This is a genomic window from Burkholderia sp. 567 (genome assembly GCF_040545115.1).
In the GTDB taxonomy this organism is placed as follows: Bacteria; Pseudomonadota; Gammaproteobacteria; order Burkholderiales; family Burkholderiaceae; genus Burkholderia; species Burkholderia ambifaria.
In genome coordinates, this window is record NZ_JBEPLG010000001.1 from 338,061 (window position 1) to 355,049 (window position 16,989).

Here is a 16,989-nt window from a genome sequence, read left to right on the forward strand (position 1 = left end):
TTATGTCTAAGAAAACCTCCATCATCACTGGCATCACCGGACAAGACGGTGCTTATCTGGCCGAGTTGCTGCTCGACAAGGGTTACACGGTTTACGGTACCTACCGCCGCACCAGCTCGGTGAACTTCTGGCGCATCGAGGAACTGGGCATTGCCAAGCACCCGAACCTCCATCTTGTCGAATACGACCTGACCGATCTGTCGGCGAGCATTCGCTTGCTTCAGACGACCGGGGCCACGGAGGTTTACAACCTCGCGGCGCAGAGCTTCGTCGGCGTGTCGTTCGACCAGCCGGTCACGACCGCGGAGATCACCGGCGTCGGTCCGTTGAACCTGCTCGAGGCGATTCGCATCGTCAATCCGAAGATCCGCTTCTATCAGGCAAGCACCTCCGAAATGTTCGGCAAGGTCCAGGCGATCCCTCAGATCGAATCGACGCCGTTCTACCCGCGCAGCCCGTACGGCGTGGCCAAGCTGTATGCGCACTGGATCACGGTGAACTATCGCGAGAGCTACGACATCTTCGGCTGCAGCGGGATCTTGTTCAACCACGAGTCGCCGCTGCGCGGCCGCGAATTCGTCACACGCAAGATCACCGACTCCGTTGCCAAGATCAAGCTCGGGCAACTCGACGTCCTCGAGCTGGGCAACATGGATGCCAAGCGCGACTGGGGCTTCGCGAAGGAATATGTCGAAGGCATGTGGCGCATGCTGCAGGCGGACGAACCGGACACGTTCGTGCTGGCCACGAACCGTACCGAGACCGTGCGCGATTTCGTGCGCATGGCGTTCAAGGCGGCTGGTGTCGACCTCGAGTTCAAGGGCAGTGACGAGCAGGAAATCGCCGTCGATGTCGCCACCGGCAAGACGCTGGTCCGCGTGAATCCGAAGTTCCATCGGCCGGCCGAAGTCGATCTGCTGATCGGGAATCCCGAGAAGGCGAAGCAGAAGCTGGGCTGGGAGCCGAAGACGACGCTCGAGGAGCTGTGTGCGATGATGGTTGAAGCGGACTTGCGACGAAATGAGCGCGGCTTCTCGTTCTGACGTCCCGCGCGCGCTGGTAACGGGCCTCGGCGGCTTTACCGGCGACTATCTCGCGGAGTCGCTGCGGGCGGCCGGGTATCGCGTGTTCGGCACGACACACGCGGCCGACACGATCGAACCCGATACGTATCGGGTCGATCTGTGCGACCGGCCGACGCTCGCGGACGTCGTCGCGGAAGTGCAGCCCGACATCGTCGCGCATCTTGCGGCGGTGTCGTTCGTCGCCCACGGCGACGCGGACGCGATCTATCGTACCAACGTGGTTGGTTCACGGAACCTGTTGGAAGCGCTCGCGAATCTGGAGAATCGTCCACGCGCGGTTTTGCTGGCGAGCAGCGCGAACATCTATGGCAACGCGGCGGTCGAGATCATCGACGAATCGATCGAGCCGAATCCCGCCAACGATTACGCCGTCAGCAAGCTGGCGATGGAATACATGGCGCGCCTGTGGCGGGATAAGCTGCCGATTGTCATCGCGCGGCCGTTCAACTACACGGGCGTCGGGCAGTCGCCGCAGTTTTTGCTGCCGAAGATCGTCGGTCACTTCCAGCGGGGTGAGCGTGTGATCGAACTTGGCAATATCGACGTCGAGCGAGATTTTTCCGACGTACGTCGCGTGGCGGACGCCTATCGGCGACTACTGGAACTGTCGCCGGCCGGCGGTGTGTTCAACGTCTGTTCGGGGCGCGCGGTGTCGCTGAAAGCGGTGATCTCGATGATGGAACGGATTGCCGGCTATGCGATCGAGGTACGCGTCAATCCCGCATTCGTACGCGCGAACGACGTGCGTCGACTGCAGGGCAACGATGCGCGGTTGCAGGCTGCCATCGGGCCGCTTGAGGACATTCCGCTGGAGAACACATTGCGCTGGATGTTCGAAGAGGGGCATGGGTGACAGTCAGTCTCGGTCCGGAGGCATTGGCACCGCGCAGTGCGTCAGTTTCGCCGGGGCAGTGTTTGCGATTTGTCGAACATGCAGGGCACGGCGAGGTGTCGAGGTCGCGCGGCGCGGATGCGCGATTCTTGGCGCGCGGCGGTAGGCTTCGTATCGCCGGGGTGTACGGAGAACACGCTCATCGTCTCCGGCGCCGTGCAGGGCGGACCCTGTCGCTTATGAGTCGGTTCGCATGAGGAGTATCGCGTGAAGTTGGGGGTGGATATCACCTGGATGGTAGGCCACTACCGCGGCATGGGTCGATTCGCTCGGCAACTGGTGGAGCCGGTCGGCGCGTCGGTACTGGGTCTGGCTCCGAGCGGCGTGCATGCCGACGAATGGCCGTGCGTGAGTCAAGGGCACGGTTTCTTTCCGTGGTGGGAGCAGGTCGAGTTGCCGCGTTTGTGCCGCGAGCAGCGACTCGACTATCTGCTGTGTCCGTATAACACCGGGCCGCTGCGGTCCACCGGCAACACGCGAGTGGTCGCGGTCATCCATGATCTGATCTATATGGAGCCCTGGCACGTGCTGCCGCCGGCGCGATCGGTTTATCAGACCGTCGGACGCGTCTATCGTCGCCATGTGGTGCCGCGGCTTGTGCGTCGGGCCGACGTCGTGCTGACCGTCTCGCGATTCACTCAGCGGGAGCTGGTCAAGAAGTTCGAGTTGCGCGAGGGGGACGTACGCGTTGTTCCGTGTACGATCTCCGACGACTGGTTTGAGCCGCCGGTGAGTCGCACGGCGCGCCAACCATACTTGTTCACTGTGGCTGGCGAGGTGCCGAGCAAGAACGTCGGTCGCCTGCTACAGGCGTTTGCGATCGCCCGCCCGGCGCTGGGCGACGACGCGCGGCTCAGGATCGCCGGTATCAAGGCCGAACATCATGCGCATTTTCTCGGGCTTGCGGATTCGCTCGGGCTGACGAATGCCGTCGAGTTGCTCGGTTACGTGTCGCGCGAAGAACTGCGCGAGCAGTACCGGCACGCTCGCGCGTTCGTCTTTGCATCGTTGTTCGAAGGCTTCGGGATTCCGCTGCTGGAGGCGATGGCGTCCGGCACGCCTGTCGCATGCAGCAATACCACGTCGATGCCCGAGATAGCGGGCGACTGCGCGTTGCAGTTTGATCCGCGTTCGGTTGAAGACATGGCGGAGCAGATCCGCGCGATATGGGACGACAGTGCGCGATTCGAGGTCGCGCTCGGCGATGGCGTGAATCGGGCTCGCACGTACTCGGAGTCCGCGGTGCGTCCGTCGATCGAGGATTTTTGGGCGGGTCTCGCATGAGTCGGGACATGAAGAAACTGCTGGTGCTGGCTCCCCGGTTTCCCTACCCGGTAATCGGCGGAGACAAGTTGCGGATCTATCACCTGTGTCGGGTGCTGTCTCGTCATTACTCGCTGACGTTGCTGAGCCTGTGCGAGGCCGAAGAAGAGCTGCACGCCGAACTGCCTGACGACGGCGTTTTCGATCGGGTCGAACGGGTCTATCTGCCGCGCTGGCGCTCCTACGTCAATACGTTGTTCGCGTTGCCTACGCGCACACCGTTGCAGGTGGCGTACTACCGGAGCGGGGCGTTTGCGGCGGCCGTCTCCCGGCTGCTGCCGTCGCACGACGGCGCATTGGTCCATCTCGTGCGTTGCGCCGAGTACGTGCGCAGGTCGGACAAGCCGCGCATCCTCGAGATGACTGACGCGATCTCGCTCAATTACAGTCGTGTCAAGCAGCTCCGGAATGCGCGCGGGCTCAAGTCGCGTGTGTTCGGTATCGAGGCGAAGCGTCTGCTCGACTACGAGCGTGCCATCGTCGACGATTTCGACCTGTCGGTGCTGGTTTCGAAGACCGACCGCGACTATCTGTTTCCCGGCGCATCCGCGACGAATGTGATGGTTTGCTCCAATGGCGTGGATCTGTCGGGGCTGCCGTACACGGTGCGGAATATGGCGAGTCGGGTCCTGATCTTCATCGGCGACATGCGCACGGTGCAGAACCAGGACATGTGCCATTTCTTTGCGGAGACCGTGCTGCCGCTGCTGCGCAAGCGTGGCGATTATCGCTTTCGGCTCGTAGGCTCCATCGCGCCCGCGCTGGCCGAGCGGTTTCGTGCGTACGATGGTGTCGAGGTGACGGGGCGGGTCGCGTCGGTCGCGGAGGCAGCGTCCGACGGGGCCGTCGGTGTATGCCCGATGCGTATCGGTGCGGGCGTGCAAAACAAGATCCTCGAATACATGGCGCTTGGTTTGCCAGTCGTCACCACGTCGCTGGGACACGAGGGCCTGCGCGCGAAGTGCGGCGAGGATCTGCTGATCGCGGATACGCCGGAAGAATTTGTCGAGCGCATCGAGCAGATCGTTGCCGACGAGGCTTCCGCGGTCGAGATGGCGCGGCGTGCGCGGGCATTCGTCGAGCGAGAGCACGGATGGGAGCGGATGGTCGCGCCACTCGTCGAGAAGGTCGATGCATTGCTGGCCATGCCGGCGCCAACCGGGGCTCGCGGCGATCTCGCGTCTTCTTGCGACGACGCCAGCCGGTCCGACGGGAGGCTGCGATGATGCGCCTGGTCATCACTGGCGCGAACGGCTTCGTCGGCCGGGCCGTCTGCCGTCGGGCGCTGGACGCCGGGCATACCGTTACCGCGCTGGTGCGACGCCCTGGCGCATGCATCGACGGCGTGCGCGAATGGGTGCACGGCAGCGCCGATTGGGAGGGGCTCGACGCGGCCTGGCCCGCGGACCTCGTCGCCGATTGCGTGATCCATCTTGCCGCACGCGTACACGTGATGCGCGACGATTCGCCCGATCCCGACGCCGCATTTGATGCGACCAATGTCGCGGGCACGCTGCGTCTCGCCGAAGCCGCGCGCAAGTACGGCGTGCGCCGAATCGTATATGCGAGCAGCATCAAGGCGGTCGGCGAGAGCGACGGCGGGGCGCCGCTGTCGGAAAGCTGGCCCGCCGACCCGCAAGACGCATACGGCCGCTCGAAGCTGCGTGCCGAGCAGCAACTCGCGCGCTTCGGCACGTCGGCCGGGCTCGACGTCGTCATCGTGCGTCCGCCTCTGGTCTATGGTCCGCATGTCACCGCCAATTTCCTGCGGATGATGGACGCGGTTGCACGCGGGATGCCGCTACCGCTCGGTTCCATCTCCGCTCGCCGCAGCATCGTCTACGTCGACAACCTGGCCGACGCGCTGCTGCAGTGCGCGACCGACCCGCGGGCGGCCGGCGAGTGCTTCCACGTTGCCGACGACGATGCGCCGTCGGTCACCGGTCTGCTGCGTCTGGTGGGCGATGCCCTCGGCAAACCGGCGCGGCTGCTGCCGGTCCCCACGGCGGCACTACGCGCGCTCGGGAAGCTGACCGGCCGCAGCGCGACGATCGACCGCCTGACAGGCAGCCTGCAACTCGACACGGGCCGCATCAAGCGCGTACTGGGCTGGCAACCGCCGTATACGACTCGTCAGGGCCTCGAAGCGACCGCGGCATGGTATCGTTCGCGCGATATACAACAGTAGCCGACATGCCTCTCCCGATATCCACGTGGCCCGCCGTGATCGCGGTGGCGCTGGTCGCTGCCGTCGCATCGACGGCGATCCTGCGCATGCTGCTCGCGACCGGCCTCGCGTGGCGCCTCGCCACCGACATTCCAAACGATCGTTCGCTCCACACGCTTCCGACGCCGCGCGTCGGAGGTTGGGGCATCGTGCCGGTCTGCGTCGTCGCGCTGCTGGTTCTGACGCCGCACCTGTGGCTGATTGCCGCCGCTGCCGCGGCGCTCGCCGCGTTGTCTCAGGTCGACGACCGGCGCGGCTTGCCTGCCCGCGTGCGGTTCTCGGCGCATCTTGCGGCGGTCGTCGCGCTGATCGTCGTTTTTCCTGCCGACGCGCCGTGGTGGCTGCTCGCAGGCGTCGGTTTCGTGATGGTCTGGCTGACGAACCTGTACAACTTCATGGACGGTGCCGACGGCCTCGCGGGCGGGATGGCGCTGTTCGGCTTCGTCGCATACGCCGTCGCGGCGATGATGGGCGCGAATCCATTGCCCGATCTCGCTGTGGCTGGTGCGGCGGTGGCCGGCGCCGCCCTCGGCTTTCTGCTGCTCAATTTTCATCCGGCGCGGCTGTTTCTCGGTGATGCGGGTTCGATTCCGCTCGGTTTTCTGGCCGGCGCACTGGGTTACTGGGGCTGGCGTACTGGTGTCTGGCCCATCTGGTTTCCGGCACTCGTGTTCGCGCCCTTTATCGCTGACGCATCTGTAACACTTTTGAGACGTCTGTTACGAGGCGAAAAGTTCTGGCAAGCCCACCGGGAGCACTATTATCAAAGGATGGTCCGAGCGGGTGTAGGTCACCGCCGGACTGCTGTTTATTGGTACCTCATCATGCTCGCAGGCATAATCGTGGCCGTGTGGGCGAAGGGCCGCCCGGAATGGCAGCAATGGTTGTCGTTCTTCGCGTGGTACGGCGTCCTGGCATGTCTCGGATTGGTGATTGACATGCGCTGGCGCCGGTTCCAGTCGGCAGCCGAAAACAACTCTTGAGGTTTCCCGCCGATGTTCCGATCCAAAGCATCGTGGCTTTCACTGAGTGCTTTCCTGTTCGACCTGACGGCGGTTGTCGCGTCGTGGTTGTTTGCTTACCTCGTTCGTTTCAACGGCAGTATTCCGGCTGATTTTCTCGGCGGCGCACTGCAGGCGCTCGTCTGGGCGTTGCCGGTCTACGCGCTGATGTTCCATCTGTTCGGCCTGTACCGCGGGCTGTGGGTGTTCGCGAGCCTGCCGGACCTGATGCGCATTTCGAAGGCGGTCGGAGGCGGCGGCGTGATCGTGATGATCGGTGCGGTGATGTTCCAGCCGTCTCCGATCATTCCGCGCTCCGTGCTGATCGTGTCGCCGCTGATGTTGTTCCTCGCGATGGGCGGCGCTCGCGCGCTTTACCGCGCGACCAAGGAGTTCTACCTGTATGGCGGGCTGGTCGGACAGGGCAAGCCGGTGCTGGTGCTCGGGGCCGGCACGGCAGGCGCGAGCCTCGCGCGTGAGCTGTCGCGTTCGGGTGAGTGGCGTCTGGTTGGCCTGCTCGACGACGATGTCACAAAGCAAGGACGCGAGATCTATGGCTACAAGGTGCTCGGTTCGTTCAACGACCTGAAGCACTGGACCGACGCGATGAAGATCGAATACGCGATCATCGCGATTCCGTCGGCGTCGGTCGAAACGCAGCGGCGCGTCGCGACGCTGTGCGTGCGGGCGGGCGTGAAGGCGATGGTACTGCCGTCGCTGACCGCGTTGATGCCGGGGCAGGGGTTCCTGTCGCAAGTGCGCAATATCGACCTCGAGGATCTGCTTGGCCGCGACGCGGTGACGATCGACACGCCGCACGTCGAGGCGTTGCTGCGCGGCCGCGTCGTGATGGTCACGGGCGCTGGCGGTTCAATCGGTTCGGAGCTGTGCCGGCAAATCCTTCGTTTCGCGCCGGCGCAGCTCGTTGCGTTCGACCTGTCCGAATACGCGATGTACCGGCTTGCCGAAGAGTTGCGCGAACGCTTTCCCGATCAGCCGGTGGTGCCGATCATTGGCGATGCCAAGGATTCGCTGCTGCTCGATCAGGTGATGTCGCGTCATGCGCCGCACATCGTGTTCCATGCGGCCGCTTACAAACACGTGCCGCTGATGGAGGAACACAACGCGTGGCAGGCGCTACGCAACAATGTACTCGGCACGTACCGCGTTGCATGCGCGGCGATCCGCCACGACGTGCGCCATTTCGTGCTCATCTCTACCGACAAGGCCGTCAACCCGACCAACGTGATGGGCGCGAGCAAGCGTTTGGCGGAGATGGTCTGCCAGGCACTGCAGCAGACGAGCGGCGGTACGCAGTTCGAGACCGTGCGCTTCGGCAACGTGCTCGGCAGCGCCGGTAGCGTGATTCCGAAGTTCCAGCAGCAGATCGCCAAGGGTGGCCCGGTGACGGTCACGCACCCGGAAATCACGCGGTTCTTCATGACGATTCCGGAAGCGTCGCAGCTCGTGCTTCAGGCGTCGAGCATGGGGCATGGGGGCGAAATCTTTATTCTCGAGATGGGGCAGCCGGTCAGGATCGTTGATCTCGCTCGCGATCTGATCCGCCTGTACGGCTTCTCGGAAGGGCAGATCCGCATCGACTTTACGGGGCTGAGGCCCGGCGAGAAGCTCTACGAGGAACTCCTCGCGGACGACGAGACGACCACGCGCACACCGCATCCGAAACTGCGGATCGCACGCGCGCGCGAAGTGCCGGACCACCTCCTTGACGAACTGCTGCCGTGGCTGATGCAGCGTCGCGTATTGAGCGACGACGAAGTGCGTCGGGATCTGCGGCGCTGGGTGCCCGAATACCAGACGGCTGCGAGTCCCGCCCTTCAAACCGTATCCACGTTGTTCCCCTCGAAGTCGGCGGCGCGAGATTAGCGGCCGCCCCATGCCGGTGCGCGACCGCCAGTCATGGCAGGTCGCCACGGTCACCACGGCTTCGCATCGAATCTGCATTCCTCATCAAGCAATGACAGCGTTTCCTGATCGATCTCGTTGTCGAGTCGGGTGTATCGCTTTTCCGACGTGAGCAGTCGGATTGGTCGCTATTGGCCACTGAGTCGAATCGCCGCCGTGCGCCTCTGAGTAAGCAGGCGTCCTGGTCTGGAGCGATAAACGCATCATTGCCGATACGCTGGCCGGGGCACAACATGCGCGTGGCCGAGCGACCTTGCCAGTTTCCCCCGGACAGACGGGCCGGATCGAACTCGAATTCACAGGCACGTGCCCCCGTACCGTCTATGTTGCCGGACGTGCGTCCGGAACTCGGTATCGACTATCGACCGTAGCCTTTGCGCGGCGTTATCGTCCCCTCGCGTCGGACTGGCCGTATTCATTTGACTACGGGCCGATTCCTTCCTACCTTTCCCTCAAGGTAGCCGTGCGATTGCCGTAAAGAACAAAGGTGAAAAGCCAAATACGAGCTCTACGGTCCATACCAATCCGATGAAAATTGCATATCTTGCCAGGGGAATGAGCGCGGCACTCATGGTGCTCGCGCTGGCCGGCTGCGGCGGCGACGACGCGAGTCCGGCGGTGGCTACGGCGCAGTCCGGCAAACTGTCGGCGCTGCGCGCCGCGGGCAACGCGGTGAGCGCGGCCCCGATGAGCGCAACGGCGGCGGTGCATGTTGCGCTGGTACTCAAGCTGAACGACGAAGCCGGATTGAACCGCTTTATCGAGCACGCGCGAACACCTGGCAGCGCCGGCTTCGGGGCCGTGCTGACCTCCGCGCAGATTGCCGCGCAGTACGCACCCACCACCGCCCAGGTGGCCACCGTGAAGGCCTATTTGGCAAGTAAGGGCTTCACGAACATCAAGGTGGCCGACAACAACATGATCGTGGAAGCCGATGCGCCGGCCGGGGTGATATCCGGTGTGTTCCAGACGACGCTCGTTCCGGTCGCGATGGCGGACGGCACCAGCACGCATATCAATACCGCCCCGGAGACGGTGCCCGACGCGATCAGCGGGGTCGTTCGAGGGGTTCTCGGACTCGATACCGCGACTCGCCTGCGTCCGAATTTCGTACGCGCCTCCAACGCCGCTGCTGCTCCGACTGCAAATGCGTCGCCAACGATATCCGCGGTGACGGTCGGCCACAACCCGACGCAATTTCCCGGCATTTATTCCGTTGGTAGCACCCCGACCGCTGCCAACACCACGATCGGCATTATTGCCGAAGGGGACGTGACGCAATCCGTCATCGACCTGGCAACGTTCGAAAGCCACAACCAGTTGCCCGCCGTATCCGTTTCAGTGATCCATGCCGGGCTGGCAAGCGCGGACACAAGCGCGAACATCGAATGGTCGCTCGATAGCCAGACCATCGTTGGGATGTCCGGGGGCCTCAAGCAGCTCAATTTCTACGTTGCGCGGTCGTTTGCGTGGAGCGATATCGCGCTTGCAATCAATCGCGCCGTGAGCGACAACACCGCCCGTGTCATCAACATGTCGATCGGCGGTTGCGAGAACTGGGCGCCAACGGCGGCGATCGACACGCTGTTCCAGCTCGCCGTTGCGCAAGGACAAACTTTCTCTGTCAGTTCCGGCGATTCAGGCAGCGTGGCATATGGCTGCAATGGTACGTCGGTGCAATACCCGGCGACATCCCCGTATGTCGTGGCCGTTGGCGGCACGACGCTCTATACGAACGGGAATGGAAACTACGTGGGCGAGACGGCCTGGGAATCCAGCGGTGGCGGCATTAGTGGATTTGAGCCGATTCCTTCGTGGCAGTCGAACGTACCCGCACTCAAAGGCCGGGCGTCCCGAGGCATGCCAGACCTCGCGTTCGATGCCGATCCCAACAGCGGCGCGCAAATCATCGTCGGCGGACAACTCGAGACGGTGGGCGGCACGAGCCTTTCCGCGCCGCTCTTTAGCGCTACCTGGGCGCGCTTGCTATCCGGCAGTTGCACGACGAGCCTCGGATTCGCGGCGCCGAGAATCTACAGCGTGCAATCGACGACCGCTTCGATTTTTCACGATATCACCAACGGCAGCAATGGCGCATACAGTGCCGGTTCGGGATGGGACTTCGTGACCGGTTGGGGCACCCCGAACGTCAGCCTGCTCTATTCGTCGCTATGCGGTTCGACGTCTGTCTCCTACAGCGGCGGAATCAACGAAGGTACGACACTGAAGCCCGGGCAAGCCGTCTATTCCGCGTCCAGGAATCATCAACTTCTGATGCAGGGCGACGGTAATCTCGTCCTTTACAACACGACGAATGGCGCCGCGGTGTGGAATACCCGGACGTATGGAAATGCCGGAGCGTACGCCGTCTTTCAGAACGATGGCAACTTCGTGGTCTACAGTGCGAATGGCGCGGCGCTGTGGTACTCGGCGACCAACGGTCCGTCAGGCAGTCAACATCTTTCCGTGCAGGACGACGGCAACATGGTGATCTATCAATCATTCGTGCCAGTATTCGCGACCGCGACCGGCACGTCGAGCTACGCGATCTCGGCGAGCGGTTCGGCTGTCTGGAACGGGGGCGTCGTCCTGAGTAGTGGCCAGCGTTTTACATCCGGCAATGGGGCGAACGTGCTCATCATGCAAGGCGACGGGAATTTGGTGCTGCTTCGCCAAGGTGTTCCGGTTTGGAACTCGGGCACCTACGGTCATTCGGGCGCGTTTGGTGTAATGCAAGGGGATGGCAATCTGGTCGTCTACAGCCCGGCGGGTGCGCCGCTCTGGAACTCCGGTACCGGTGGCAATTCGGGCGCGACCGCTTACATTCAGGACGACGGCAACGTGGTGATCTATACGCAACGGCCGAGTTGGAGCTCGAATACAGCAGGGGTCTAGTATCCCGCTCGTCGAATCGCGGTTGCGCGGTCACGGCTCGTCGGCGACGGCGGGCCGTGCGCCCTCAATGCCCGCGCCTTTCCTTCCTCACCACCATCCACCTAGGCACCTTGAACCTTACGATGCTGAGATAAAGCCACACATAAGTGAGCGCAAACAGCACGACAAAAACGAACAGGTGCACGGTATGCCGCCAGAACAGCGTCGCGGGAATCACCGCGACGAGGCACAGCAGCCAAAGATAAGGTGAGGTAAGCGAATTCCGCCGCGTCAAATCATGCGCATGCTTGGTCCCGACAGCCCAGCGCATCAGCCGCTTGTACACTAGCATGTGCAGGTGCACGCCATCCGGAATCCCCGGCGACATCCCGCGGATGAACTTCTTCCGATAGATCGAGAAGCAGGTCTCGAAGATCGGATACATGAACAGCAGCACCGGATACCACGCGGACACTTCCCGGTTGCGCATCACCAGCATGATCGCGAGTTCGGCGAGCATGAAGCCGATGAAATACGCGCCGCCGTCGCCGAGGAAGATCAGGCCGGCCGGGAAATTCCACAGGAAGAAGCCGAGCACGGCGCCCATCATGATGATCGACGCGGACATCACGACCGGGTCGTTGACATGAAACGCGACGTAGGCAAGCGACGCGAACATCATGAAGCTGACCATCGACGCGAGGCCGTTGAAGCCGTCGATGATGTTGATCGCGTTCGCCAGCGCCGCGACCGCGAGCACGGTGATGAACGCCGAAATGGCGACGTAGTGGAGCAGGAAGTCGAGCGGCGGCACGCTGATGCGCGTGACCGCGATGTTCAGCAGCCAGAACGCCAGCGCGGCGGCGCCCATCGTGCACAGCAGCCGCGCGCGCGGCGACACGCGCTTGGTCAGGTCCTCGACGAGCCCTGACAGGAACGCCGGCAGCCCGCACGCGACGATCCCGAGAATGCTGCCGGAGATCGTCGGGTAGCGCCGGGACAGCACCAGTGCGGCAACGACGACGCCGGCGAGGATCCCGATGCCCCCGACGCGCGGCACCGGCCGCACGTGGAATTTCTGCACGCCGGCCAGGTCGCTGTCGATCGAGAATTTCTCGTGCAGATGCGCATAACGCACGATGAACAACGTGACGAGCAGGGAGACGATGAAGCCGGACGCGAAGCTGAGCATGGGATCGCTCGAAAAATGGACAGCGGATTATACAAAACCGCGCGGGTTCGCCTCCTGCCATTTCCAGTGGTCGGCACACATCTCGTCGATGCCGAGCGTCGCGCGCCAGCCGATGAGGTCGGCGGCGGCCTGCGGATTCGCGTAGCACTCGGCGATGTCGCCCGGGCGGCGCGCGACGAGTTCGTACGGCACCGGGCGGCCCGACGCCTTCTCGAACGCGCGCACGACTTCCAGCACGCTGTAGCCCTGGCCGGTGCCGAGGTTCACGACGAAGCTCGCGTCGCGCGTCGCGAGCGCGTCGAGCGCGGCGATGTGGCCCTTCGCGAGATCGACGACGTGGATGTAGTCGCGCACGCCGGTGCCGTCCGGCGTCGGGTAGTCGGAGCCGAACACGCGCAGCTTCTCGAGCTTGCCGACCGCGACCTGCGCGACGTACGGCATCAGGTTGTTCGGGATGCCGGCCGGATCCTCGCCGATCAGCCCGCTCGCATGCGCGCCGACCGGGTTGAAGTAGCGCAGCGTCGCAATGCGCCACGACGGATCCGAGACCTCGAGATCGCGCAGGACCTGCTCGGCCATCAGCTTCGACTGGCCGTACGGGTTGGTCGCGGACAGCGGGAACGATTCGTCGATCGGCGAGCGCTCGGGCACGCCGTACACGGTCGCCGACGAGCTGAACACGAACTGCCTGACGTTGCGCTCGCGCATCACCTTGAGCACGGTCAGCAAGCCGCCGAGGTTGTTCTGGTAGTACTCGAGCGGCTTCGCGACCGATTCGCCGACCGCCTTGAGCGCCGCGAAATGGATCGTGCCGGTGATCGGATGCGCGTCGAACACCTTCGCGAGCGCGGCTTCATCGCACACGTCGACCTGGTGGAACGCGGGCGTCCTGCCCGTGATCTTCTCGATGCGCCGCACGGACTCGGCCTTGCTGTTGACGAGGTTGTCGACGATCACGACATCGTAGCCGTTGTCGAGCAGCTCGACGGCCGTGTGCGAGCCGATGTAGCCCGCACCGCCGGTAACGAGGATGGTGCCTTTAGCGGTCATGCTGATGCGCTCCTTCAGAGTGTGATGCCGGTCAATGTATGAATGGTCTGCCGGTAACGTTCGACGACTTGCTGCTCGTCGAATTCCTCAGCCACCTTGCGGCGGCCGCGCGCGCCCATCGCGTCGCGTCCGCCACTCCCGAGTTCGATCATGCGGATCAACTGCTCCGCGAGGCTCGCGCTGTCGCGCACGCGGCACAGGAAGCCGGTTTCGCCGTCGGCGACGACGTCGCGGCAGCCCGGCACGTCGGTCGCGACGATCGGGCGGCCCATCGCGGACGCTTCCATCAGCGTGCGCGGCACGCCTTCGCGGTACGACGGCAGCACGACGCAGTCGGCCGCCGCGATGTGCGGGCGCACGTCGTGCGCCTCGCCGAGATATTCGACGACGCCTTCGCTAACCCACGCGTCGACGTCCGCGCGGCTGATCGCGCTCGGGTTGTCGACGCCGAGCGGGCCGAGCAGCTGAAAGCGCGCGTCCGGGTAGCGGGCGCGCACCACGCGCGCGGCCTCGACGTACTCGCGCACGCCCTTGTCCCACAGCAGCCGGCCGATCAGGATGAATACCGGGCCGTTGCCCGCGGGTAGCGGCACCGGCGCGAACTGGTCGAGATCGACGCCTTCGCCGTGCAGCAGCCGCGCGCGATCCGGGTGCGCGAGCAGCTGCTCGTCGGTGAAGGTCGCGAGATCGTCGCGGTTCAGGAACCAGACTTCGCGCGGGAAGCGGAACGCGAACCGGTACAGGCGTTTCGCGACGCTCGCCGCGCGGCTTTTCTGAATGAACACGTAGCCGAGGCCGGTGGTGACCGCGATCGACGGCACGCGCGCGAGCCACGCGGCGACCGATCCGTAGATGTTCGGCTTGATCGTGTAATGAAACACGAGCGCGGGCCGCAGCGCACGGTAATGGCGCACCAGCGCGGCGAGCGTGCCGAGATCCTCGCGCGGGCTCGTGCCTTTCGACGCGACGGCGAGCGCGACGTAGCGGCAGCCCATCTGCTCGAGCAGCGGCACCGTGCGGTCGTGCGGCGCGATCACGACGACCTCGGCGCCGCGCGCGACGAGCGCACGGATCAGCCCGTGGCGGTACGTATAGATCGCCCAGGCCGTGTTGCAGACGAGCGCGATGCGCAGCGAGGAGGTAGCGGACATGAAAATAAAGAAAAAATAAAGCGTCGAAAATGCCGGGCGTGAACAGACCGCGTGAACAGACCCTAAGCGGACGGCCGCGCCGCGAACAGCGTCTGCTTGATTCGCTGCAGCGTACGGTACGGCGTCACGAAATGCAGCAGGTTCTTGGCGAGACCGGCCCAGTCGTACGGGTTCAGCGCGTTAAAGTGACGCAGCAGCAGCGACAGCGTCGAAATCAGCTGGCGGCGGCGCCGGGTCGCGCTGATCCCGCCCTCGTTGAGCTCGTAGTAGAGGCCGAGCTCGGGCAGGTTCGCGCAATCGTAGCGTTGCATTAACCGTAAAAAAAGATCGAGATCCTCAGCCGCACGGTACTTCGCGCGGTAGTTGCCGACTTCGCGCACCGCGTCGATGCGCAGCATGACCGACGGATGCACGAGCGGCGAGCGCAGGAAACGCGTGCGGCGCAGCATGCGCGGATCGGCCGGCGGGGTCAGCATGAAGCGCGGTTCGCCGGCGCGTGACACGACCTGGGTCCACATGCCGACGCAGGCGACGCGCGGATGGGCGTCGAGATACGCGCGCTGCTTCGCGAGCCGCCGCGGCGCGGCGAGGTCGCCGGCGTCGATGCGGGCCGCGTAGCGGAAGCCGCGCGCCGCGAGTGCGTCGATGCCGGCCTCGAGCGCGCGCTCGATGCCACCGTTTTGCGGCATGCGCAGCACCTCGACCGCGAGGCCGGGCAGCGCGGGCGCGACGATCGGCGGCGTGCTGCCGTCGTCGACGATCAGCACGTGCACCGGCGCGTCCTCGCTGAAAGACGCGAGGGTGCGGGCGACGTCGTCGTGTCCGTTGTAGGCCGGCATCAGCACGGCCACGTCGTCGAGCGGGAGCGGGCAATCGGGAGACGTCATGGGTGCAGCCTGAAACGAATGTAATAAAAATTAACGGCGATGGCGGCGACATAGCCAGCCGCCAGCCCGACGAGCGCCCCGTACAGGCCGAGCCGGGGGATGGCGAACACGTTGACGAGCGCGGCGATCGCGAGCGCCAGCACCCATTTCGCCAGCAACACGAATTTTGCTTGATATTTGAGAACGATAAGATTGCCTATCGCCTCGATGCCGGCCGGCACAGACAGCCAGACGGCCCAGCGGAAGATGTCGACCGACGCCTCGTAGCCGTGGCCGAACACCTTGCCGACGATGAGCGGCGCGGCCGCGTCCAGCACCAGCGCGCCGGCGGTCATCAGGCCGGCGGTCATCGCGGTCAGCCGGATGATGTTGCGGCGCAGCCGCACGACGTCCTGCACGCGGTACACGAACGCGGGCGCGATGGTCTGCGCGAGCATCAGCGCGAGCGTGATCCAGTTCTCGTTGAGCTGCTGGGCCGCCGCGTAGCGGCCGAGGTCGGCGAACGACACGTGACGCTCGAGCATCAGGCGGTCGAGCTTCAGGAACAGGTACATGCAGATCAGGCCGAGCCAGAACACGGTGCCGGCGGTGGCGAAGTGCCTGAACAGCGGTTTGTCGAACGTCCAGCCGAGCGTGCCGCCGTTACGATGGCGGTAGTACAGCACGAGCGCGAAGCCGATCGCGGCGGCCTCCAGCGCCCACAGCCACGCGAAGCGGGCAGGGCCGGCGGCCGCGCGCACCAGCAGCCAGACGAGCAGCGCCTTCGCCAGCGCGGTGACCATGCTGGTCATGAGCTGCGGCTTGCTGTAGGTCATGCTCTGCAGCCATGCGTTGATCACGCCGACGAACGGCTCGCGGAATACCATCGTGACCGCGAGGCCCGCGAGCATCGCGCCGACGAGCGGGTCGAACGCGCCGGCGCCGATCGCGATCCAGGTCGCGACGAGCGCGACGGCGGACACGCCGATGCGCAGCGCGAATGCGCTGCCGAGCACCGCGCCGAGTTGCGCGGGCGGGCGCTGGACGATGGTCGGAACCAGGATTTCGGCGCCGCACACCCAGGTGAGCGGCGCCAGTACGAGGAGAAGCGTATTCGCATACTGCCATTTGCCGAACACGTCCGGCCCGAAATAACGGGCCAGAAGGCCACTGATCGCGATCGCGACGCCGATCTGCGTAAGCCGTTCGAGCCCGAGCCAGACGAGATTCGCGACGGCCTTCGCGACGTCCGGATTGCCGAATCGCTTCAGCATGCGGGGCGCCCACACGCGCTGGCGGTGGCCGGCAGGGCGCCGGGAGGCGGGAGGTTGGCGGCGGCGGAACGGCTAGGCATTAAAATGGGCAGAATGCGCGTCATCAAAACCCGCGATTATAAGTTGGA

13 protein-coding genes are annotated in these 16,989 nt (G+C 64.5%); 8 read left to right on the plus strand and 5 right to left on the minus strand.

From position 1 onward, the window contains the following. Positions 1-2 precede the first annotated feature (2 nt). The 8 genes from gmd to ABIC50_RS01615 all read left to right on the plus strand — a co-directional run bounded on the left by gmd (position 3) and on the right by ABIC50_RS01615 (position 11,349). Complete coding sequence (gene gmd, locus ABIC50_RS01580) at positions 3-1,043, plus strand: GDP-mannose 4,6-dehydratase (protein ID WP_011656138.1); 1,041 nt, start codon at positions 3-5, stop codon at positions 1,041-1,043. Then, the gene (locus ABIC50_RS01585) at positions 1,021-1,938 is read left to right on the plus strand and encodes an NAD-dependent epimerase/dehydratase family protein (protein ID WP_354161239.1); all 918 of its coding nucleotides are present in this window, start codon (positions 1,021-1,023) and stop codon (positions 1,936-1,938) included. The genes gmd and ABIC50_RS01585 overlap by 23 nt, the downstream gene beginning before the upstream one ends. Before the next feature lie 246 nt (positions 1,939-2,184). Beyond that, a complete protein-coding gene (locus ABIC50_RS01590; protein ID WP_354161242.1) occupies positions 2,185-3,261 on the plus strand; it encodes a glycosyltransferase family 4 protein in 1,077 nt (358 codons plus the stop codon). An 8-nt stretch (positions 3,262-3,269) separates the two neighbouring features. After that, positions 3,270-4,526, plus strand: coding sequence for a glycosyltransferase (locus ABIC50_RS01595; RefSeq protein ID WP_354161245.1), 1,257 nt, complete (start codon positions 3,270-3,272; stop codon positions 4,524-4,526). Beyond that, entirely contained in the window at positions 4,523-5,488 is a 966-nt protein-coding gene (locus ABIC50_RS01600; RefSeq protein WP_229080256.1) for a UDP-glucose 4-epimerase family protein, read from the plus strand. Before ABIC50_RS01595 ends, ABIC50_RS01600 begins: the two co-directional genes overlap by 4 nt. A 5-nt stretch (positions 5,489-5,493) precedes the next feature. Continuing rightward, complete coding sequence (locus ABIC50_RS01605) at positions 5,494-6,510, plus strand: MraY family glycosyltransferase (protein WP_175744750.1); 1,017 nt, start codon at positions 5,494-5,496, stop codon at positions 6,508-6,510. A 12-nt stretch (positions 6,511-6,522) separates the two neighbouring features. Further along, positions 6,523-8,415 carry a polysaccharide biosynthesis protein gene (locus ABIC50_RS01610; protein WP_229080258.1) on the plus strand — a complete coding sequence of 631 codons (1,893 nt, stop codon included), beginning with the start codon at positions 6,523-6,525 and terminating at the stop codon, positions 8,413-8,415. A 609-nt stretch (positions 8,416-9,024) separates the two neighbouring features. After that, positions 9,025-11,349, plus strand: a complete 2,325-nt coding sequence (locus ABIC50_RS01615) for a protease pro-enzyme activation domain-containing protein (RefSeq protein WP_354161248.1) — start codon at positions 9,025-9,027, stop codon at positions 11,347-11,349. A gap of 64 nt (positions 11,350-11,413) precedes the next feature. Here the strand turns inward: ABIC50_RS01615 and ABIC50_RS01620 are convergent, their stop codons facing one another. From ABIC50_RS01620 to ABIC50_RS01640, 5 genes are all read right to left on the minus strand, one after another. Beyond that, entirely contained in the window at positions 11,414-12,520 is a 1,107-nt protein-coding gene (locus tag ABIC50_RS01620) for an MraY family glycosyltransferase (RefSeq protein WP_012363239.1), read from the minus strand. 27 nt (positions 12,521-12,547) lie between these two features. Beyond that, positions 12,548-13,570 carry a UDP-glucose 4-epimerase GalE gene (gene galE, locus ABIC50_RS01625; RefSeq protein ID WP_006751079.1) on the minus strand — a complete coding sequence of 341 codons (1,023 nt, stop codon included), beginning with the start codon at positions 13,568-13,570 and terminating at the stop codon, positions 12,548-12,550. Between the two features lie 14 nt (positions 13,571-13,584). After that, positions 13,585-14,721, minus strand: coding sequence for a glycosyltransferase family 4 protein (locus ABIC50_RS01630; protein WP_354161251.1), 1,137 nt, complete (start codon positions 14,719-14,721; stop codon positions 13,585-13,587). A gap of 62 nt (positions 14,722-14,783) precedes the next feature. Further along, positions 14,784-15,608, minus strand: coding sequence for a glycosyltransferase (locus tag ABIC50_RS01635; RefSeq protein ID WP_354161254.1), 825 nt, complete (start codon positions 15,606-15,608; stop codon positions 14,784-14,786). Further along, complete coding sequence (locus ABIC50_RS01640) at positions 15,605-16,861, minus strand: oligosaccharide flippase family protein (protein ID WP_354161256.1); 1,257 nt, start codon at positions 16,859-16,861, stop codon at positions 15,605-15,607. Before ABIC50_RS01640 ends, ABIC50_RS01635 begins: the two co-directional genes overlap by 4 nt. Positions 16,862-16,989: the final 128 nt, after the last annotated feature.